Source organism: Enterobacter sp. JBIWA008, from assembly GCF_019968765.1.
Lineage (GTDB): Bacteria > Pseudomonadota > Gammaproteobacteria > Enterobacterales > Enterobacteriaceae > Enterobacter.
Genome location: NZ_CP074152.1, coordinates 35,548 through 52,928, shown reverse-complemented (window position 1 = coordinate 52,928; position 17,381 = coordinate 35,548). Strand labels below are relative to the sequence as shown.

Here is a 17,381-nt window from a genome sequence, read left to right as displayed (position 1 = left end):
GTGTTTATCGTAAATTTATTAACTGTGTATGTTTGATTCCGCTCTGCATAAATTGAATACTCCCTCCGTTATGTATGACTGTGGAGTTCAAACCGCTATCCCATTCCATTGTTTTTCCAGGCAGGACATAGCCAAGTCCATTCAGGCGGAGCGGGTACTTTTTACCTGTAGGAGCAATGTAATGAATATCATAAAGATGGCTGATATATGATCCTGTGTTTGCAACCCTGATAAAGGGTTTCCCTTCTTTCTTAATAATGGATATAAGAGTTGTTTGTGACGTTTTATCTACAGGTCTGTGAAGCACGAAAACAGGAAGCGAGTACTCCATTACAAAATCAACGCCTTTCTCTTTTGTTGATGGTGCCGGGAGTTCGTTTACCACAATCCTGTAGGCTTCCAAGGGTGAAGAATTGTCTGACTGCTTCCCCCTAATCACGCGAACCAGTTGTTTTCCACCCGGAGGAATTTTAGTGAAAGGTGGACTGATAATCAGGGACGAAGTGGGAAGAAGTACATCTTTATTTTCTCTTTGATCCCACTGGTATAGTCTCATCTGAGCATCAATAGGCGTTGATTTCGTGTTCAGGAGCCACATTTCAGTCGCTTTGGTGTTTTCTGCAAGTTCTACCGAAAGGGGGGTGACCTGCAACCCGGTCGCTACTGCCGCTGAACTGGTAAATAACATCATCAGTCCAGCGGACAAAGTTACCATGATTTTAAATACTTTCATGATAAAAAGTAACATTTTTAGTAGTGTACCTGAACCTTGACTATATCGTGATAGGAGCCTGATGGCGCATCAAATTCAGATCCGGCTACTTTAACATAAACAGGGTAATTCTGCTTAATGCCATTACCAGTGTGCTGCTGAAGGTTCATACTTCCCCATGGTACCGTGGCAGCCTCGTTAGAATACAAGCCGTAATTGATTTCATGGCCTTCTGATGATTTCATTTTTCCTTGTCCAACCGCTGAATCATTTGAAGGAGTCAGTGATATAGTATAAGGCTTCTGGTCATTGCATTTGATTTTTAGCATCGTATCCTTAACCACATCACCCTCAATAGCTTCTGATACGGTACCAAAATCAACATCCTGAATATTATCAATTTTACAAAGGCTGCTTACAGCGATTTTTACGTTAAATGAGTTTGTTTCGGTTTCAGCATACGCTGAATGTGCAGAAACCGTCATGAATAAAAAGCTGAGCGCGGCCGTTAACTTATTAAGTTTCATTTTTCTTCCTTAAGTAATGTTAGCATCAAGGTATTCAGTAAATGAAAGCCATTCAACAGTACATTGGTGTTGAGGGTTGCCAGATGTGGCATGAACTAAAAATACTGAACAAGCTAACTTTAGCTGCAAAGAAAATAAAACAAGTACAAAATTTTCCACCCCACGTTAAATTAGTTTTATATGTTTCACTTGATCGTCGGGCTGGTTTTTTATATCGATTAAATTCATGGGGTTAGATTAAAAGACTTTCTGGTAATGTTTTCATATACTGACTCAGGGGGAGGTGACTCTCATCATGGACGACCATCGCGCCAACGTGCTCTCGAACAGTTGAGAGCCTTCCTCCACAAGCGGATACTGCTGTTGATAGTTGTCAGTAAATTTTTGTGTTCACCATTGATACTTATTGAAAGTATTTATATGGATATCCGCTAGAAAGGGAAAAGGGGGACTGTAACTCTCGGGTTCTAATATGGAGTGTGCTGTAGCTACTGTCATGATAGAACACAGCCATGATTCATCCCCTGCCATTAGCAGCTACCACTCATTTTCTTCGACAGTGATAGTGATGAGCTTCTGAGATAAAAAATGTATTACACGAAGTTTTTGAGATAATCATTTTCGTTAAATTTTTAAATGGACATTAAAATCCCGATATCACGTTTAATAGATATCAGACAAAATATATTCATCCTCAAGTGCAACGCATATCGTAGTGATGAGCAAAAACAAAGCTATTCATTACTGCTGTAATTTACGTAGTATATAAGAATGAGTGTATATTAGTGCAGGTACTCAGTGAAAAACCTGCACTAATAATTCATACCCCTGGGAGCGCAAGATTAAATTAAACATTTAAGGCATTATTGGCTTAACTTCAAGATACTTAGAAGCATAGTCAGGCAACATTTCTCGCAATGTATTTATATCTTTCTCAACAAAAACTCCGATTGTCGGCACTAGCTTCCCAGTATCAACGAAACGGTTTTCTGCACACAGAAATTGATTGGGTGAAAAAGTTCTTGATGGTGATGAAATTAATACCTGAGAACCTCCGCGATTAATGAACTCATTAGAGAACACCAGATAGTTTAAAATCCTAATTGCTTTTTCTACACTATCACCAAAATTTTGCCAGTAACTAACCATCCCATTATTGATGTAGTTATTAAAAATATAGGTGTCCTGCATAATCCACCAGACATTATTAACATCGTCATATGGTCGTGCATTGAAGGAAATACCTTCCAGATAGTTTCCTGCAAAAATCAGACCCTTAGCGTTACGAAACTTTAACTGACCAGAAGGATGATCATTGCAAGGCCAACCCCCAAAATAATTTTGTACGACTTCAACTTGGTCATACTGCTTGATATATATGTTATGGTCACGGCTAATATCCTCTTTACCTGTTGCTGGATTTAAGAGATACATTTCCTGACTACCTACGAAGAAGTTTTTACGAAATAGGGCTTTCTTCAGATTACTGGTGGAGTACCAGCCAGCAACAAAATCCCCCTGTTCGTCGTCGAATGAAATAGAACCTGCGTTGCGCAACTTAAGTAAAATTGCGAGCATCATCTGGGTTTCATCATCGAGCCACGGTTTTGCTTTATCGATATGTGCCACTGAGCCAAGGAAATTTTGTTCGATAACTAATCCAGGAGAGTTTCCATAAGTACTAAGACCAACCCCCGCATAACCCCTACCACGCATGAAAACGTTACCTTTAATTATATAGGGTTGCGTAGAGCATGTTAGCTGCGCGACATCTATAGATGTTATGGTGTTGATAAACACATTATGACTTATGTTTATATTCGTTTTACGTCCGTAGAAGTTCACAATAGCATTATCAAAAATAATGTTTTCGATGCTTAACGTGGTGACTGCATTAACATATGTGCTGTCACCAAACATCACAGCATTACCACTATCAGAAATACCGCGGAAGACAGTGCCGCTGAAAGAACCTTTAAGCGAATTGTAGGACTTCATGATTACATCATTAGAAAAATGATAAACTCCAGACGGAAAGAAGATCCCTTTTTTTGCAGAATTACTAACATCCAGTAACGTGGTCAATTTTTCCGTGAGGTCTTCTCCTGTATCAGGATTAATCCCTGCATCAGGCGCATAGATATAGTCTTTTAAATTTACAGTCAATTCAATTTTTAAATCTTTCATATATAACTCCAATTTGAAAAATGATTCATTCTATCTCTTAAAAAAACACAATCATGATTTCACATTATTATTTTGAATAAAAAATATTTCAGGCTTGTATTTCAGTAGCGTGTCATGTTTCCAGGCGATAAGAACACTTTCTGACATACCTGCCTTTGTCTTTTGTGCAGTGCACGTACCATGAAAAGGGCATCTGTTACCAGGCCATCATAGTCTCGCAGCTGCCGCACAGTTGCTTTATATTGTACATTTCCGTTTCCGCTATCTAGCGAAGACTTTAATTCGTTATTTTAACCGGGCAATACTCCTGCTCAGGCGCTGATTAGCAAACGCTCGGATTCTCCAGCCCGGTAACAGGAGTCTTTCGGTGAGCAATGGTAAAACTGATTTTCGTTAGGTGAAGTTCTTAGTGACTTGGCCATCTGTCTTAAGCTTCCTCTGCAGCGGATGACATTATTTTACTGCGTATATGATGAATCAGAGGTTGGTTTTTGAGTCAATTACTTTGTCCAGTGGCGCGCCCTCACACATGATTTCATGTATCATAGTTCAATTTATTAAGGCAAACGCGCCATCTAAGTTAATTCGACGATTAATACTGATTACGTTCTCAAACAGGTAAAATATGTTCTTTTAAGCCCTTCAGTCAAGTATAAATTATTACGTATCTTCGACACTTTAAGATAAAAAGGTGCGCTTAAATTTTGCGCCATGAAATATGCCTCAAATAATTCATCAGGAGTGTTATCAAGTTTATGTTTACTTTTGTTCACTATGTGCATTTCATAATAAAAGCTATTGTTTTTTCTTGAGTATTCCATAAAGTAGGCCCTATTTAGATCATAGTTTCTATCATTAAATGTTAGCGTGCCATTTATATGAATTGAAGCCTTTCTGTTAGGTTCCAAAACAAAATCGTAATCACTATCCAATTTAATTATTTCATTGTTTTTATTTACTATAAAATTAACATCTGCGACGCAGGTAAATGTTCTTCCCACAAATAAATAATATGTGTAAAAGAAAACTACAGCAATCAATATCACTGTTATTTGAAATAAAAAAAACCCACTTTTGTTCATTTGAATCACCTTGTTGAGTGCGATACCTTGTAATTCATGCATTGTTCGAAATCTTCGCCCACCTTATTTTTACATTCGGTATAAAAAATATATTTGCCGCCTTGTGTATTGAAATCTAAATAGATGTCAACTGCGTTTTCATCTTTAGCGCTGTAACATTCATCAAGATTCAGCTCATTTTTAATGTTATTATCAAAGGTTTTTTTAGGTACGGATGAGTTATAACCATAAATAGTACAAATACCTATTCTCTCAACCTCACTATAAGGTTTGTCTTTAAATCCAACAAAAATAATACTTTCAAAATAAAAATACAAAGCAAAAAAAACCAAAGAAAACAATGATAAGCAAGTTATGATTGTGTGTGCATATGCACTGGGCTTGTAACGACTTTTGTTTTTATTTTCCAATATATCTGGAATTTCATGATCATTATTATTATATATATACTTATCACAATAAAATTCGTATCCAATCTTAGGTATTGTTTTTAAATGCAACTCATCGTTAGTCAATGTGTGGTAGCTTTTTCTTATGGCTGCAATGCTATTATTTAAACTAGCATTGGATGGTGCGTACCCCCTGCCAACCCAGATATTTTCAAGCAATTCCTCCCGGGATATGGTGTTATTACTTTTCTCAAGTAGCTCAGAAAGGACTAACGATGTTATTGGTTGCAACTTAATATAGTTTTCAGGCTGACTGACAAGGGTTAGTGTAAATTCATCTTGGTTAAAAACAACTTGGTTATTGATGATAATGTTCATAACGAATTCTACTATTGAAGTATACACCCTCAAGTATAATTTAAATTTGTTTTTTTTCAATCTTTTCCATGCATTATAGCACAAGAACGCTATATTACCCTCATGAAATTGAAAAACTGAAAAAAATGAGCCCTATTTTACAACTCCATTTTTATTCGCACATTACGACGGTATGCGCTTTCTTTTTTTACAGGAATATTCATTACTTTGCTGATAGTTCTATCTGTAGCACCACGCAATGTCAGGCTTAAAAACTCTGTTTGTTTTTGTGAAAGGCATTCAAAAGAAAAATTATTTTTTGTTTATTTCTTTTGTCTTTATCTTTTTTAACATGGATGGTTTAATATTTTCATTGCTATCCTTTTATTTTTAAGATGCTCCCGGGCTCACTCCAATAATAATTGCGCTCATCCCAGACGCCCCCTTTCTCAGGCAGGATACCTGTCACGCAGAACCAGCTGATGGATTCACGATCCTTAGCGCTGCTGTCGCCGGTCATTATGATGCTCACACGGATCTGCCGGCCTGCGTCAGGTCTGAACAGGGGAGGGGTAACCGAGAACTGCACACAACTCCCACCATCATCAGGAGAAACTTCGCTCTGGGCAAGAACAGGGCAATCGTTCAGGTTATTGATAGTGACAGAAGCCCCTGGCGAGCCCGGCGTGTAGATTAGACGGGTTGCACTGAGGCCGACAGAGTAGGTGGTGGTCTTCTGCTCCAGTTTGGTTTGTGGCTCCGCTGAGCTTGCGGAAAGCATCACGAAAATAAGCGCGAGGAACAGTGGCGCGCGGGTAATATTGGTGTTTTCCACCAGAAACTCCAGTCAGTAAAAGCAGTAAGCAGCATTCCTGCATCCAGCCAATAAAACCGGCAGTTCCGCATCTTTGTGGCGCTTGATGCCAGGAAAAAGCAGGATTGCCGTACGGAAAATTCAGGGCGCATCCACAAAATGAAACGCCCAACGGGCAAGATTGAAGTGTTCCTCAAATCTGCCTGAAAAAACCGCAAGGCAGGCGCAGAGTGGCTTTGCATGCTGCAATTCGGCTACGGGTCGTGGCATTAGGCCGCACTACAGTTGCCGAAAAGATAATAGGAAGGATATGGCATGCATTGAAAGATAATATTTTAATTATTTAAATATTAATTTATAAAACCAATAGAAGTTATTATAACAGCATATAATATCACAAAGGCGGCAGTGACTGGAGGACGGGAGACACTATAAGAATCTGAATGACGAATGCAGATAAGCCAGAGTGGAGCCGGATGTACGGAGCGGGTGACTGGGGGTAACAGCAGAGGAAACTAACTGAGGCGGTGGTGATGGATGTACAGGTCGAAAACAGGCTGACATGTAGCATAATACCCTAATATTTCATTAGGCTACATATTATCAGGCAACCTGAATTACTATTCTTTATCCTGTAAACCTGCAACATACATATTTTTATGCTACTTTATTAAGTACAACCGCCCTTTATATTAAGATGCCAGATAATATGAAAAATTTAGAACGCCCGATATGGCCTTTTAATGCAATTGTTTTCTTTGTGATCTTTTTTTCAGGTCTCGCATTCAGTTATTGGAAAATGGAATCAACCCTTGAGCAACAGACACACAATCAGCTTGAGCAGGCCGTAGTGAGAATTGAGGCAATATTAGGGCATGCAAAGTCAGCCACTGAAAAAGGCGCCATGTATACTGGAAGTGCCTGCACAGATTCGGTTCTTTCAGATCTTCGGGCACATGTTGCTGCAATTCCTGATGTCCGTTCTATTAATCTTGCTAAGTACAATCAGATTTACTGTACAACTGTCTACGGCAGCAGATATTTTGACGTAGATGGAAAAGATTACACTCAGGGAAAACTGTTACTACTTAATGGAAACGAACTGACACCTTACCGCTCTCTTATTGTCTATCGTAACCTTACGAGCTATGGTAATTCTGTACTGGCCGGTGTCGATGGGTATTATCTGTACAATATACTGAAGCTAATTGACAGTAAATCTCATTTTTATATTCAGGTTGGTAATAAATTTATGGGCAAGGATGGTATCGTTATTACCCAGCCGAGAGTTGAGAAAACGATCTCTCGACATTCTTCACTGTATCCTTTCTCAGTCATAGCGGATATATCACAGATATACACACTTTCGACTTTCCTGCAGTATTCTTGGGATTCAATAGCTTTAGTTATCTTTTTTTCTGTTCTGACCAGCTTTCTTATGGGTCGATACGTACTTTATCGTAAAACGCTTGATGCACGTCTTCATAATGCGATAAAAAAAGATGAAATTTCACCCTGGATCCAGCCTATTTATGATGCAGAGCATGAGCAGATCGCTGGCGGTGAGATACTTCTTCGCTGGTTAGAGAACGGTAAGAATTTTATCGCACCAGATATATTTATCAAACTAGCGGAAGAGAACGGCACGATTAAAGAACTTACTAGTACATGCTTTGTGAATACGGCAAAGGAATTGAAAGAAATCAGTATCGCAGGCCATACTCCTCTCATTATTTGTTTTAACGTAAGCGCATGGCATTTTAAAAATAAAGACATAATTTCATTATGTGAGTTTTTTTCACGGTATGTTTCACCGTATCATTTCCGTATTGTCTTAGAGGTAACCGAAAGAGAAATAATTACCGACAGCCTAGAAACACAGGAGATTATACAGTCATTAAAAGAACGTCATATTGGATTGTCATTGGATGACTTCGGAACAGGAAATGCCAACTACAGCTATGTAAAACTTTTCTCACCTAACTATCTTAAAATCGATAAGATGTTTACTTTTGGAGTTGAAAATGATAAAACCTCCCAGCTTGTTATTTCCAATATTATTAATTTGGGTAGTAAGCTCGGCTGCTCTATCATAGCTGAAGGTGTAGAGAACGAGTCACAAAAAGAGATGTTGAAAGCAATGGGGGTGACACATTTTCAGGGTTATTATTTTAGTATGCCTGTACCTTTAAATGAGTTTAAAAATATGCTGGAATACACTCAGGCAGCCGATGATAATGCCGCTCAAGGTAACGTGTGAAAACTTACAGCCATGATAATACCGGCGAATACATTTATGATGAACGCCACATAAGCTAATCACTACCAAGCGCTCACATCGGTAAATTCTGTTCCAGTAAGCACGGTTTTGTTCTTTTTGCTATCTTATTTGCCCGGTTATTAGCATCAACAGTTTTGTAATAGCGCCTGCCTTGATTACGGCTGAACTTCAGCCGAGATAGTCGAAGGACTACAATTAAGCGCAGCAACTATCGCACGAATGCTCTTTTTGGCTGACAAATCAGCTAGTATTTCCTCGTGCTCAGATAGCGTCAGGTGAGCTACAGCCAAGGTTTTATACCACCAGTATATCTTAACATAGTGAAGATGATTCGTAGTTCCGAACCCAGGATATTAGCTGTCTCATTGCAGCCTTTTCCGTTCTTTCACAGTTCAAAAAAATGCTTTTTCCTTTGCTGTAAATGTCCGTCCCTTCCTACAATCCTCCACAATTGCATGTTTTCACATGACTGCTGCGTTGACAAATTTAATCTACAGCCGCGTTCTTGATGTCAAACGCCATGAACAGTTCTCGATAATCGGGAAGCTCAGGGAGCGTGATCCTGTGGCCACTCTCTGACATGTGTTCGGGGTCTATCGCAGCAGCTACAAATACTGGAAAACCGTCCTGAAAAGCCTGACGGCAGAACTGTATTACGAAGTAAGGTACTTGAGCTGCATAGCATCAGCAACGGTTCTGTCGGAGCGAGGAGTGATCTTGACCCGCCATCTCCGGACAGCTTTTGTATCTTAAGTTAACGATGCCAGCTGCCGCCGGTATTCCCTTGGGGAGTGATATCCCAGCGCGCTATGCGGGTGGTTTTCATTGTAACGCGTGAACGCTGCTGCAAGGTTTCGCAGAGCTGTTCTCACATCCGGTTTGGGCATGCCATTACTCTGTGGGCTGCTCACTGCTGTTGTGCAGGGTTCCAGATTCAGCTCTCTGGAGAACCTCCGCGTTTCATGCGCGGTATACGCTGAACCGTTATCCGTCAGCCACTGCACCGGTGTGTCGGGCAACCTGTCGCCGAAGCGCTTTTCCACCGACCTCAGCATCACATCCTGCACGGTCGAACTCTCATAACCTCCCGTGCTTGCTGCCCAGTCTATGGCCTCACGGTCACAGCAGTCCAGCGCGAACGTGACCCGCAGTTTTTCGCCGGTGTCGCAGCCGAACTCGAAGCCATCTGAACACCAGCGCATATCGCTTTCTGCAACGGCGATTTTGCCCTTATGCTCGCGCTTCGGCCGCTCAGGTTTGTCGTGCAGTAAAAGCAGGTTATGCTCGCTCATTATCCTGTAAAGACGTTTGGCATTCACAGGTGGCTGTCCCTCTGAGCGACGTTGCTTGCGCAGGATGCCCCACACGCGTCGATAACCATAACTCGGCATATCGCTGATAATGTTGAGGATAGCCGACAGTATTTCAGCGTCAGCTTCGTCATTACGCCGGTTACCGCGCCTGTCCAGCCAGTCGGCAGAACGGTTCATCCGCAGTGACAGCTGCGCACGCGACACGCCCATGGTGCGGCTGACCAGGGCTATTCCCCGTCCTTTGGCAGCAAGGGCGCGTGCGCTATCCATTTTCGCGACTGACCGTACTCCACTGCTTCTTTCAGGATCTCAACTTCCATTGTCTTCTTGCCCAGAAGACGCTGTAGTTCCCGAACCTGTTTCAGTGCTGCTGCAGAACGACTTCCTCCCCGGCCGCAACGGCAGTGAGGCTGCCTTCCTGGTATTGTTTCTTCCACTTGAACAGCAGGCTGGGCTGGATACCATGCAGACGAGCGACGTGGGAGACATTCACTCCTGGCTCCATCGTCTCCTGAATAATAGCGATTTTCTCCTGAGGTGTCTTACGTTTGCGGGCTTCTTGCCCTAACAGGATCCCGGTCATCTCAAAATTGGCGTTAGTGTTAGACATATATTCAAGCCTATCTCTTATCTGGAGATACAGCTACTGTCTGGTGTTTCAGGGGGCTACATCAGGTCGGAGCGAGGAGCATCGCCACACTTTTGGTTCAGCTCCTCTCTCTATTATCTGTTGCCTTTACCCCGGCTATTGCCTCTACCGTTCAGCCAAACCGCGACACCACCGCGACCGCCGACGTGAACGACAATCAGGCCGTCGCATCCCGGATGGCTACATTCAGGAACTGCCAGGGGAACGCAACGAGTTGATATTGAGGCACACAGACTTCTAGTAAGTTAAGGCTCCCCTGACGGAAGCTGAAACCAGGGAACTAACGGTGGGAGGTACGATTTTCGGCGGCAGCACCTGGATGCTTCGTCCGGACGATAGCCAGTAACGGCACGAGGGGGGCATGTTTTTTCTGCACCTTTTCCGTCCAAATAGGGGTTTTTATGCAGTGGCGCCAGGTACCGACGGTGTGGAAATTTTTTCATCAGCCTTTATCAATAACAGGCGGCGCTCATAATGGCATATTTTATTTACCTTGGCTGTGGCTGAGTCGGTTTACATCCTGCACCTGGTGCCCACTTTAAGGATAGCTGAAAAGCCCGTATGGCAAAAAACTGCCCAGCTAAGTGCAGAGCCATGATGTGTTGCCCCCTGTACGCCACCGCACTGTGACTGTAATACTGGCAGCAGTAGTCCGGTTTCCACATGCTGTCTTTAAATTGAGGCCAGAAAATGAATTATTTTTTCTTTCTGCCAGGCGCCATCCTCGTTTTATCCACCTCTGCACTTGCCAGTGCAACAACACCTGCACAATGTGTCAGCATTGGCAATCAGGTAATTGAGGCGCTTTTTGACCGCTGGAATGACGCCCTCAGGCGAGGAACTATCTGTCGATGGTGAAACTGGGTTGCAACCAACTGTTTTACAGAAGATTATACAATTAAGCGACACAGCTTAGTATTAAAACTATCACTAACTATCTATCGTCGGGTTGATGGAGTACTGAAAGTAATCGGAGAAACCTGCTGCAAAAACCCGATGGGTCGTATTATGCACCTGAACCGAAGTAAAGCCGTACACGGCTATAAAGCTCCGCGTCGTGTCGTCGGCGGACCTTCGGTGGTTGTCTTTAATCGCGTGCAGCGGCAGTTTACTGTTCTACGGGCAAATCAGGTCTGGGGCACCAATATTATTTAAGGTGTGCCCGGACGCGCTGGCTGGCGGAGCTTCCGTAGCAGTCAGCGATGGGGAAAGCCCCTTACACGGCGAAGGGAAGCAGTTTAAAGGTGTTTGCGAAGTGAACTAACTGACCTAATGAGGTGAAGACCTTTGAGAATCAGCGAAATGCAACGCAAGCTTGCCACATCGACAGCAACAGCCCGTCTCGACGGATAGGAGAGCTGCTGCGTCTGATAACACAACCAGAATGGCTGGCCAAAGCCGCACGGCCCCCCCTTCATCAAAGGGGGGTATATAACAGTTGGCTCGTTTGGATAACATTTCGGCTCTCCTTTCACTGAGAGTTTAGTCTCCCTGAAACCCGGTACGGTTCAGCCGGTTGCAGAGATAAAAGGTTGTGATATAAATGGCTAATATTTGATCTCGGTTTCCGCCCCCCTCCGTCATGTACAGAGTGATACGTGTTATTTTGCACTCCAGCCATCCCATCATAGCCTGTCAATTGCCAGCATAGCCTGTCATGATACTTCTGAACATTGTATTGCAGTGCATACCCTGTTTTTCTGGATGTGGTTTTTCCGCCCTCCCCGGGCGGTTTTTTTTTCCATACACCATAAACTCCGCCTGTCACCATGCCCCGTCCACAACCTGCACTCATTCCACTGGTTTTTATATCCAAAAACTCATTCCACTGGTTTTTATATCCAAAAAAAATAAACCTTTGACACACATAAAACTAATATAAGCATAATTAACAAAATTACATTCCAATAAAAAACGCCTCAATTATAAAGTGCCGCAGTCATTCATCCTCTCAGGAAGAATATTAAACTGTGAAAAAAAATCTTATTCGGAAAACCGCACTCGCCACACTTTTGGTGCAGTTTTTATCTCCATTATCTGTTGCCTTTACCCCGGCTATTGCCTCTGCCGCTCAGTCAAACCGCGACACCACCGCGACCGCCGACGTGAACGACAATCAGGCAGCCGCACGCCTTGCCCGGGCCGCATCCCGGGCAGGGACCTTTTTGAGCAACGCCCCGGATACCGATGCCGCTGCATCACTCGCCAGTGCAAGCGCCAGCGGGTACGCCAGTGCCGAAGTCCAGCAGTGGCTCAGCCAGTTCGGCACGGCGCGCACCACCATTGACGTTGATAAGGACTTCTCACTGAAGGGCTCCTCTCTCGACCTGCTGGTGCCACTGCACGACTCGCCTGACCTGCTCACCTTTGCCCAGGGCGGTATCCGCCGGGCGGACGACCGCACGCAGTCCTCCCTCGGCCTCGGCGTGCGCAGCTTCGGGCCCGACAGCATGCTCGGCGCCAGCGCCTTTATCGACCACGACCTCTCCCGCAGCCACACCCGGGCGGGGCTCGGTATTGAATACTGGCGCGACAACCTCCGCCTTGGCGCCAACAGCTACATGCGCCTATCGGGCTGGAAGGACTCCCCGGACGTCACCGACTACCTTGAGCGTCCTGCAAACGGCTGGGACATTACCGCCCGCGGCTGGCTTCCTTCCCTGCCGCAGCTCGGCGCCTCGCTGGGCTTTGAGCGCTACTACGGTAAAGAGGTGGGCCTGTTCGGACACAGCAACCGCCAGAAGGACCCTTATGCCGCCACTGCAGGCCTGAACTGGACGCCGTTCCCGCTGCTCACCCTGAACGCCGGGCAGCGTCAGGGCAAGGGCTCGGCCAGCGACTCCCGCCTGGGTCTTGAGCTGCGCTACACCCCGGGTGTATCCTGGACGCATCAGACCAGTCCTGACTCCGTCGCCGCACTGCGTAGTCTGAGCGGTGCTCGCCATGACCTTGTCGAGCGCAACAGCAACATTGTCCTCGAGTACAAAAAGAAAGAGGTCATATTCCTGAAGACCCAGGAGCAGGTCACTGGCTACGCTGGCGAGCAGAAGCCCCTGAGCGTGGAGATAAAGAGCCGGCATCCTGCTGAGCGCATTGAGTGGCAGTCGCCAGAGCTGGAGGCGGCCGGAGGGATTATCATGTCTTCCGGCCCGTATTCTCACGCTGTTATACTACCGGCCTGGCAGCCGGGAAGAGCTGTCCACGGCAATACCTATACGGTACGCGGCGTTGCCGTGGACAGCCGGGGCAACCGCTCTGCCGCGTCCAGCACCCGCGTTGTCGTTTCACAGGCAGCCATCAGTCCCGCACTGTCGGGCCTGAGCCTTTCGTCGCTTAATCTGGTCCCGGACGGCACCAGTGCGCAGAAAGTCACCCTCACCCTGCGCGATGCAGCCGGCAATCCGGTTGACGTGGACGAAAGTGAGATTGTTACGGAACGCAGCGATAATACCAACAAAAACGCAGCGCGGGCTGCACGCGGTCTCGCCCGGGTGGGGCATTTCGTACGTATCTCTGCCGGCAGCTATGACCTGACGGTTACTCCGGGAACGAAGGAGGAGCACTTCACGCTGACTCCGTATGTGCGCGGCTACAGCGCCGGCACCATCACTGTCAACATCAGCCAGACTCTGAGTGATGCTAACTCCTCACTGGTGGTCGGGCAGCCTGTTACCGACACAGATACGCAGGTGCCTGTAATGCTTACGCTGCGTGATGAGGCGAGCATTCCGATTAACGGCCAGAAGGTGAGATTCAGCAGCGGTCAGGACGGCGTCACCTTCTCTGACGTGCAGGAGTCTGCTGGCGGGGTTTACACTGCCACTATGCGCGCCACGCGGACGGGCGTAGTGACGGTGAGCGCTATTGTGAACGGCATCCAGCTGGCGCAGCCGCAGGCCACCGTCACCGTGAAAGCGGGCTCTGTCTCGCAGACCACTTCAACCCTGAAAACAGACCGTACAGGTTATGCCAGTCATGAGGACGTGGTACTGACACTGACTCTGAAGGATGCATCCGGCAACAGTGTGACGGAGGTGGATCTTGCCTCTGCCACATTTACTGGTCCGGGGCTACAGGAGAAGGAGGGCTCAGCCTGGACGCAGGCCGGCGGCGTCTGGACCCGCACCTTCACCGCGACGAGGGCGGGCACCGGCCTGACGGCCAGCGTCACGCTGGGCGACAGAACCGTCACCTCCGCCGCGTACACCATCACGGCGGGCGCGGCTTCTGCGGCCAACTCCACCCTTGCCGTCAGCGGCGGCGCTAACGGCACGTTCACTGCCGGAGACGAGATGACCGTCACCTTCACCCCGCGCGACGCGCAGGATAACCCGGCGACCATCACGGCTGAGACTGCGGACACCATCACCGTGGCGGGCGCCGCGCCGGCCGAGGGCTCAGCCTGGACGCAGGCCGGCGGCGTCTGGACCCGCACCTTCACCGCGACGAGGGCGGGCACCGGCCTGACGGCCAGCGTCACGCTGGGCGACAGAACCGTCACCTCCGCCGCGTACACCATCACGGCGGGCGCGGCTTCTGCGGCCAACTCCACCCTTGCCGTCAGCGGCGGCGCTAACGGCACGTTCACTGCCGGAGACGAGATGACCGTCACCTTCACCCCGCGCGACGCGCAGGATAACCCGGCGACCATCACGGCTGAGACTGCGGACACCATCACCGTGGCGGGCGCCGCGCCGGCCGAGGGCTCAGCCTGGACGCAGGCCGGCGGCGTCTGGACCCGCACCTTCACCGCGACGAGGGCGGGCACCGGCCTGACGGCCAGCGTCACGCTGGGCGACAGAACCGTCACCTCCGCCGCGTACACCATCACGGCGGGCGCGGCTTCTGCGGCCAACTCCACCCTTGCCGTCAGCGGCGGCGCTAACGGCACGTTCACTGCCGGAGACGAGATGACCGTCACCTTCACCCCGCGCGACGCGCAGGATAACCCGGCGACCATCACGGCTGAGACTGCGGACACCATCACCGTGGCGGGCGCCGCGCCGGCCGAGGGCTCAGCCTGGACGCAGGCCGGCGGCGTCTGGACCCGCACCTTCACCGCGACGAGGGCGGGCACCGGCCTGACGGCCAGCGTCACGCTGGGCGACAGAACCGTCACCTCCGCCGCGTACACCATCACGGCGGGCGCGGCTTCTGCGGCCAACTCCACCCTTGCCGTCAGCGGCGGCGCTAACGGCACGTTCACTGCCGGAGACGAGATGACCGTCACCTTCACCCCGCGCGACGCGCAGGATAACCCGGCGACCATCACGGCTGAGACTGCGGACACCATCACCGTGGCGGGCGCCGCGCCGGCCGAGGGCTCAGCCTGGACGCAGGCCGACGGCGTCTGGACCCGCACCTTCACCGCGACGACGGCGGACACCGGCCTGACGGCCGGCATCACGCTGGGCGACGGAAGCATCACCTCCGCCGCGTACACCATCACGGCGGGCGCGGCTTCTGCGGCCAACTCCACCCTTGCCGTCAGCGGCGGCGCTAACGGCACGTTCACTGCCGGAGACGAGATGACCGTCACCTTCACCCCGCGCGACGCGCAGGATAACCCGGCGACCATCACGGCTGAGACTGCGGACACCATCACCGTGGCGGGCGCCGCGCCGGCCGAGGGCTCAGCCTGGACGCAGGCCGACGGCGTCTGGACCCGCACCTTCACCGCGACGACGGCGGACACCGGCCTGACGGCCGGCATCACGCTGGGCGACGGAAGCATCACCTCCGCCGCGTACACCATCACGGCGGGCGCGGCTTCTGCGGCCAACTCCACCCTTGCCGTCAGCGGCGGCGCTAACGGCACGTTCACTGCCGGAGACGAGATGACCGTCACCTTCACCCCGCGCGACGCGCAGGATAACCCGGCGACCATCACGGCTGAGACTGCGGACACCATCACCGTGGCGGGCGCCGCGCCGGCCGAGGGCTCAGCCTGGACGCAGGCCGGCGGCGTCTGGACCCGCACCTTCACCGCGACGAGGGCGGGCACCGGCCTGACGGCCAGCGTCACGCTGGGCGACAGAACCGTCACCTCCGCCGCGTACACCATCACGGCGGGCGCGGCTTCTGCGGCCAACTCCACCCTTGCCGTCAGCGGCGGCGCTAACGGCACGTTCACTGCCGGAGACGAGATGACCGTCACCTTCACCCCGCGCGACGCGCAGGATAACCCGGCGACCATCACGGCTGAGACTGCGGACACCATCACCGTGGCGGGCGCCGCGCCGGCCGCGGGCTCAGCCTGGACGCAGGCCGGCGGCGTCTGGACCCGCACCTTCACCGCGACGAGGGCGGGCACCGGCCTGACGGCCAGCGTCACGCTGGGCGACAGAACCGTCACCTCCGCCGCGTACACCATCACGGCGGGCGCGGTTTCTGCGGCCACCTCCACCCTTGCCGTCAGCGGCGGCGCTAACGGCACGTTCAGGGTTGGAGACGAGATGACCGTCACCTTCATCCCGCGCGACGCGCAGTATAACCCGGCGACCATCACGGCTGAGACTGCGGACACCATCACCGTGGCGGGCGCCGCGCCGGCCGCGGGCTCAGCCTGGACGCAGGCCGACGGCGTCTGGACCCGCACCTTCACCGCGACGACGGCGGACACCGGCCTGACGGCCGGCATCACGCTGGGCGACGGAAGCATCACCTCCGCCGAGTACTCCGTCGCGGCGGGCGCGGTTTCTGCGGCCACCTCCACCCTTGCCGTCAGCGGCGGCGCTAACGGCACGTTCAGGGTTGGAGACGAGATGACCGTCATCTTCACCCCGCGCGACGCGTTTAACAACCCGACGAACATAGATCCTACAGTTCTGGGGATTCTGGTGAACCTCGAGGGCGCCGTGCAGGCCGAGGGCTCAACCTGGACGCAGGTCGACGACGGCGTCTGGACCACCATCTTCATCGCGACGACCGCGACGGAGGAGGGCGCCTTAATGACGGGCGGCTTCATGCTGGCCGACGGAGGCATCAGCACCGCCCCGTACACTATTACGGCGGGTGCCACGAACTAAAGGCAACACCGGAGTACCTGAAAGCCCAGGTACTCCACTCCC

General features: G+C 49.6%; 9 protein-coding genes and 4 pseudogenes. 5 read left to right on the top strand and 8 right to left on the bottom strand.

Annotated features, from left to right (window positions below; translation table 11 throughout):
* Positions 1-4 precede the first annotated feature (4 nt).
* Together KGP24_RS24615 and KGP24_RS24610 are read right to left on the bottom strand one after the other, a co-directional pair.
* Positions 5-748 (bottom strand): fimbria/pilus periplasmic chaperone, encoded by a 744-nt coding sequence (locus KGP24_RS24615; RefSeq protein ID WP_223538097.1) that lies wholly within the window; start codon positions 746-748, stop codon positions 5-7.
* Between the two features lie 2 nt (positions 749-750).
* A complete protein-coding gene (locus KGP24_RS24610; protein ID WP_223538094.1) occupies positions 751-1,239 on the bottom strand; it encodes a spore coat U domain-containing protein in 489 nt (162 codons plus the stop codon).
* Positions 1,240-1,280: 41 nt separating this feature from the next.
* Here KGP24_RS24610 and KGP24_RS24605 point away from each other — a divergent pair, with 41 nt between their 5' ends.
* Positions 1,281-1,475 carry a hypothetical protein gene (locus KGP24_RS24605; RefSeq protein WP_223563681.1) on the top strand — a complete coding sequence of 65 codons (195 nt, stop codon included), beginning with the start codon at positions 1,281-1,283 and terminating at the stop codon, positions 1,473-1,475.
* A gap of 619 nt (positions 1,476-2,094) precedes the next feature.
* Here the strand turns inward: KGP24_RS24605 and KGP24_RS24600 are convergent.
* The 4 genes from KGP24_RS24600 to KGP24_RS24585 all read right to left on the bottom strand — a co-directional run bounded on the left by KGP24_RS24600 (position 2,095) and on the right by KGP24_RS24585 (position 6,089).
* Positions 2,095-3,426: a glycosyl hydrolase family 28-related protein gene (locus tag KGP24_RS24600; RefSeq protein WP_223538088.1), complete on the bottom strand. Its 1,332-nt coding sequence runs from the start codon at positions 3,424-3,426 to the stop codon at positions 2,095-2,097.
* A gap of 602 nt (positions 3,427-4,028) precedes the next feature.
* The gene (locus KGP24_RS24595) at positions 4,029-4,508 is read right to left on the bottom strand and encodes a FidL-like protein (protein ID WP_223538085.1); all 480 of its coding nucleotides are present in this window, start codon (positions 4,506-4,508) and stop codon (positions 4,029-4,031) included.
* Between the two features lie 5 nt (positions 4,509-4,513).
* Positions 4,514-5,275 (bottom strand): winged helix-turn-helix domain-containing protein, encoded by a 762-nt coding sequence (locus KGP24_RS24590; RefSeq protein ID WP_223538083.1) that lies wholly within the window; start codon positions 5,273-5,275, stop codon positions 4,514-4,516.
* A 355-nt stretch (positions 5,276-5,630) separates the two neighbouring features.
* Positions 5,631-6,089, bottom strand: coding sequence for a fimbria/pilus periplasmic chaperone (locus KGP24_RS24585; RefSeq protein ID WP_223538081.1), 459 nt, complete (start codon positions 6,087-6,089; stop codon positions 5,631-5,633).
* Positions 6,090-6,777: 688 nt separating this feature from the next.
* Between KGP24_RS24585 and KGP24_RS24580 the strand changes: the two genes are divergently transcribed.
* Complete coding sequence (locus tag KGP24_RS24580; protein ID WP_223538078.1) at positions 6,778-8,328, top strand: cyclic diguanylate phosphodiesterase; 1,551 nt, start codon at positions 6,778-6,780, stop codon at positions 8,326-8,328.
* Between the two features lie 76 nt (positions 8,329-8,404).
* Here the strand turns inward: KGP24_RS24580 and KGP24_RS24575 are convergent.
* Positions 8,405-8,798: pseudogene (locus tag KGP24_RS24575) on the bottom strand (helix-turn-helix domain-containing protein); the annotation flags it as partial.
* Between the two features lie 43 nt (positions 8,799-8,841).
* Between KGP24_RS24575 and KGP24_RS24570 the strand changes: the two are divergent.
* Positions 8,842-9,062, top strand: a pseudogene (locus tag KGP24_RS24570) (IS3 family transposase); the annotation flags it as partial.
* A 36-nt stretch (positions 9,063-9,098) separates the two neighbouring features.
* Here KGP24_RS24570 and KGP24_RS24565 read toward each other — a convergent pair.
* A pseudogene (locus tag KGP24_RS24565) lies at positions 9,099-10,245 on the bottom strand (IS3 family transposase).
* Positions 10,246-11,250: 1,005 nt separating this feature from the next.
* On the opposite strand from KGP24_RS24565, the pseudogene KGP24_RS24560 reads away from it, so the two are divergent.
* Positions 11,251-11,460, top strand: a pseudogene (locus tag KGP24_RS24560) (IS3 family transposase); the annotation flags it as partial.
* Between the two features lie 821 nt (positions 11,461-12,281).
* A complete protein-coding gene (locus tag KGP24_RS24555; protein ID WP_223563687.1) occupies positions 12,282-17,339 on the top strand; it encodes an inverse autotransporter beta domain-containing protein in 5,058 nt (1,685 codons plus the stop codon).
* The last annotated feature ends 42 nt before the right edge of the window (positions 17,340-17,381 follow it).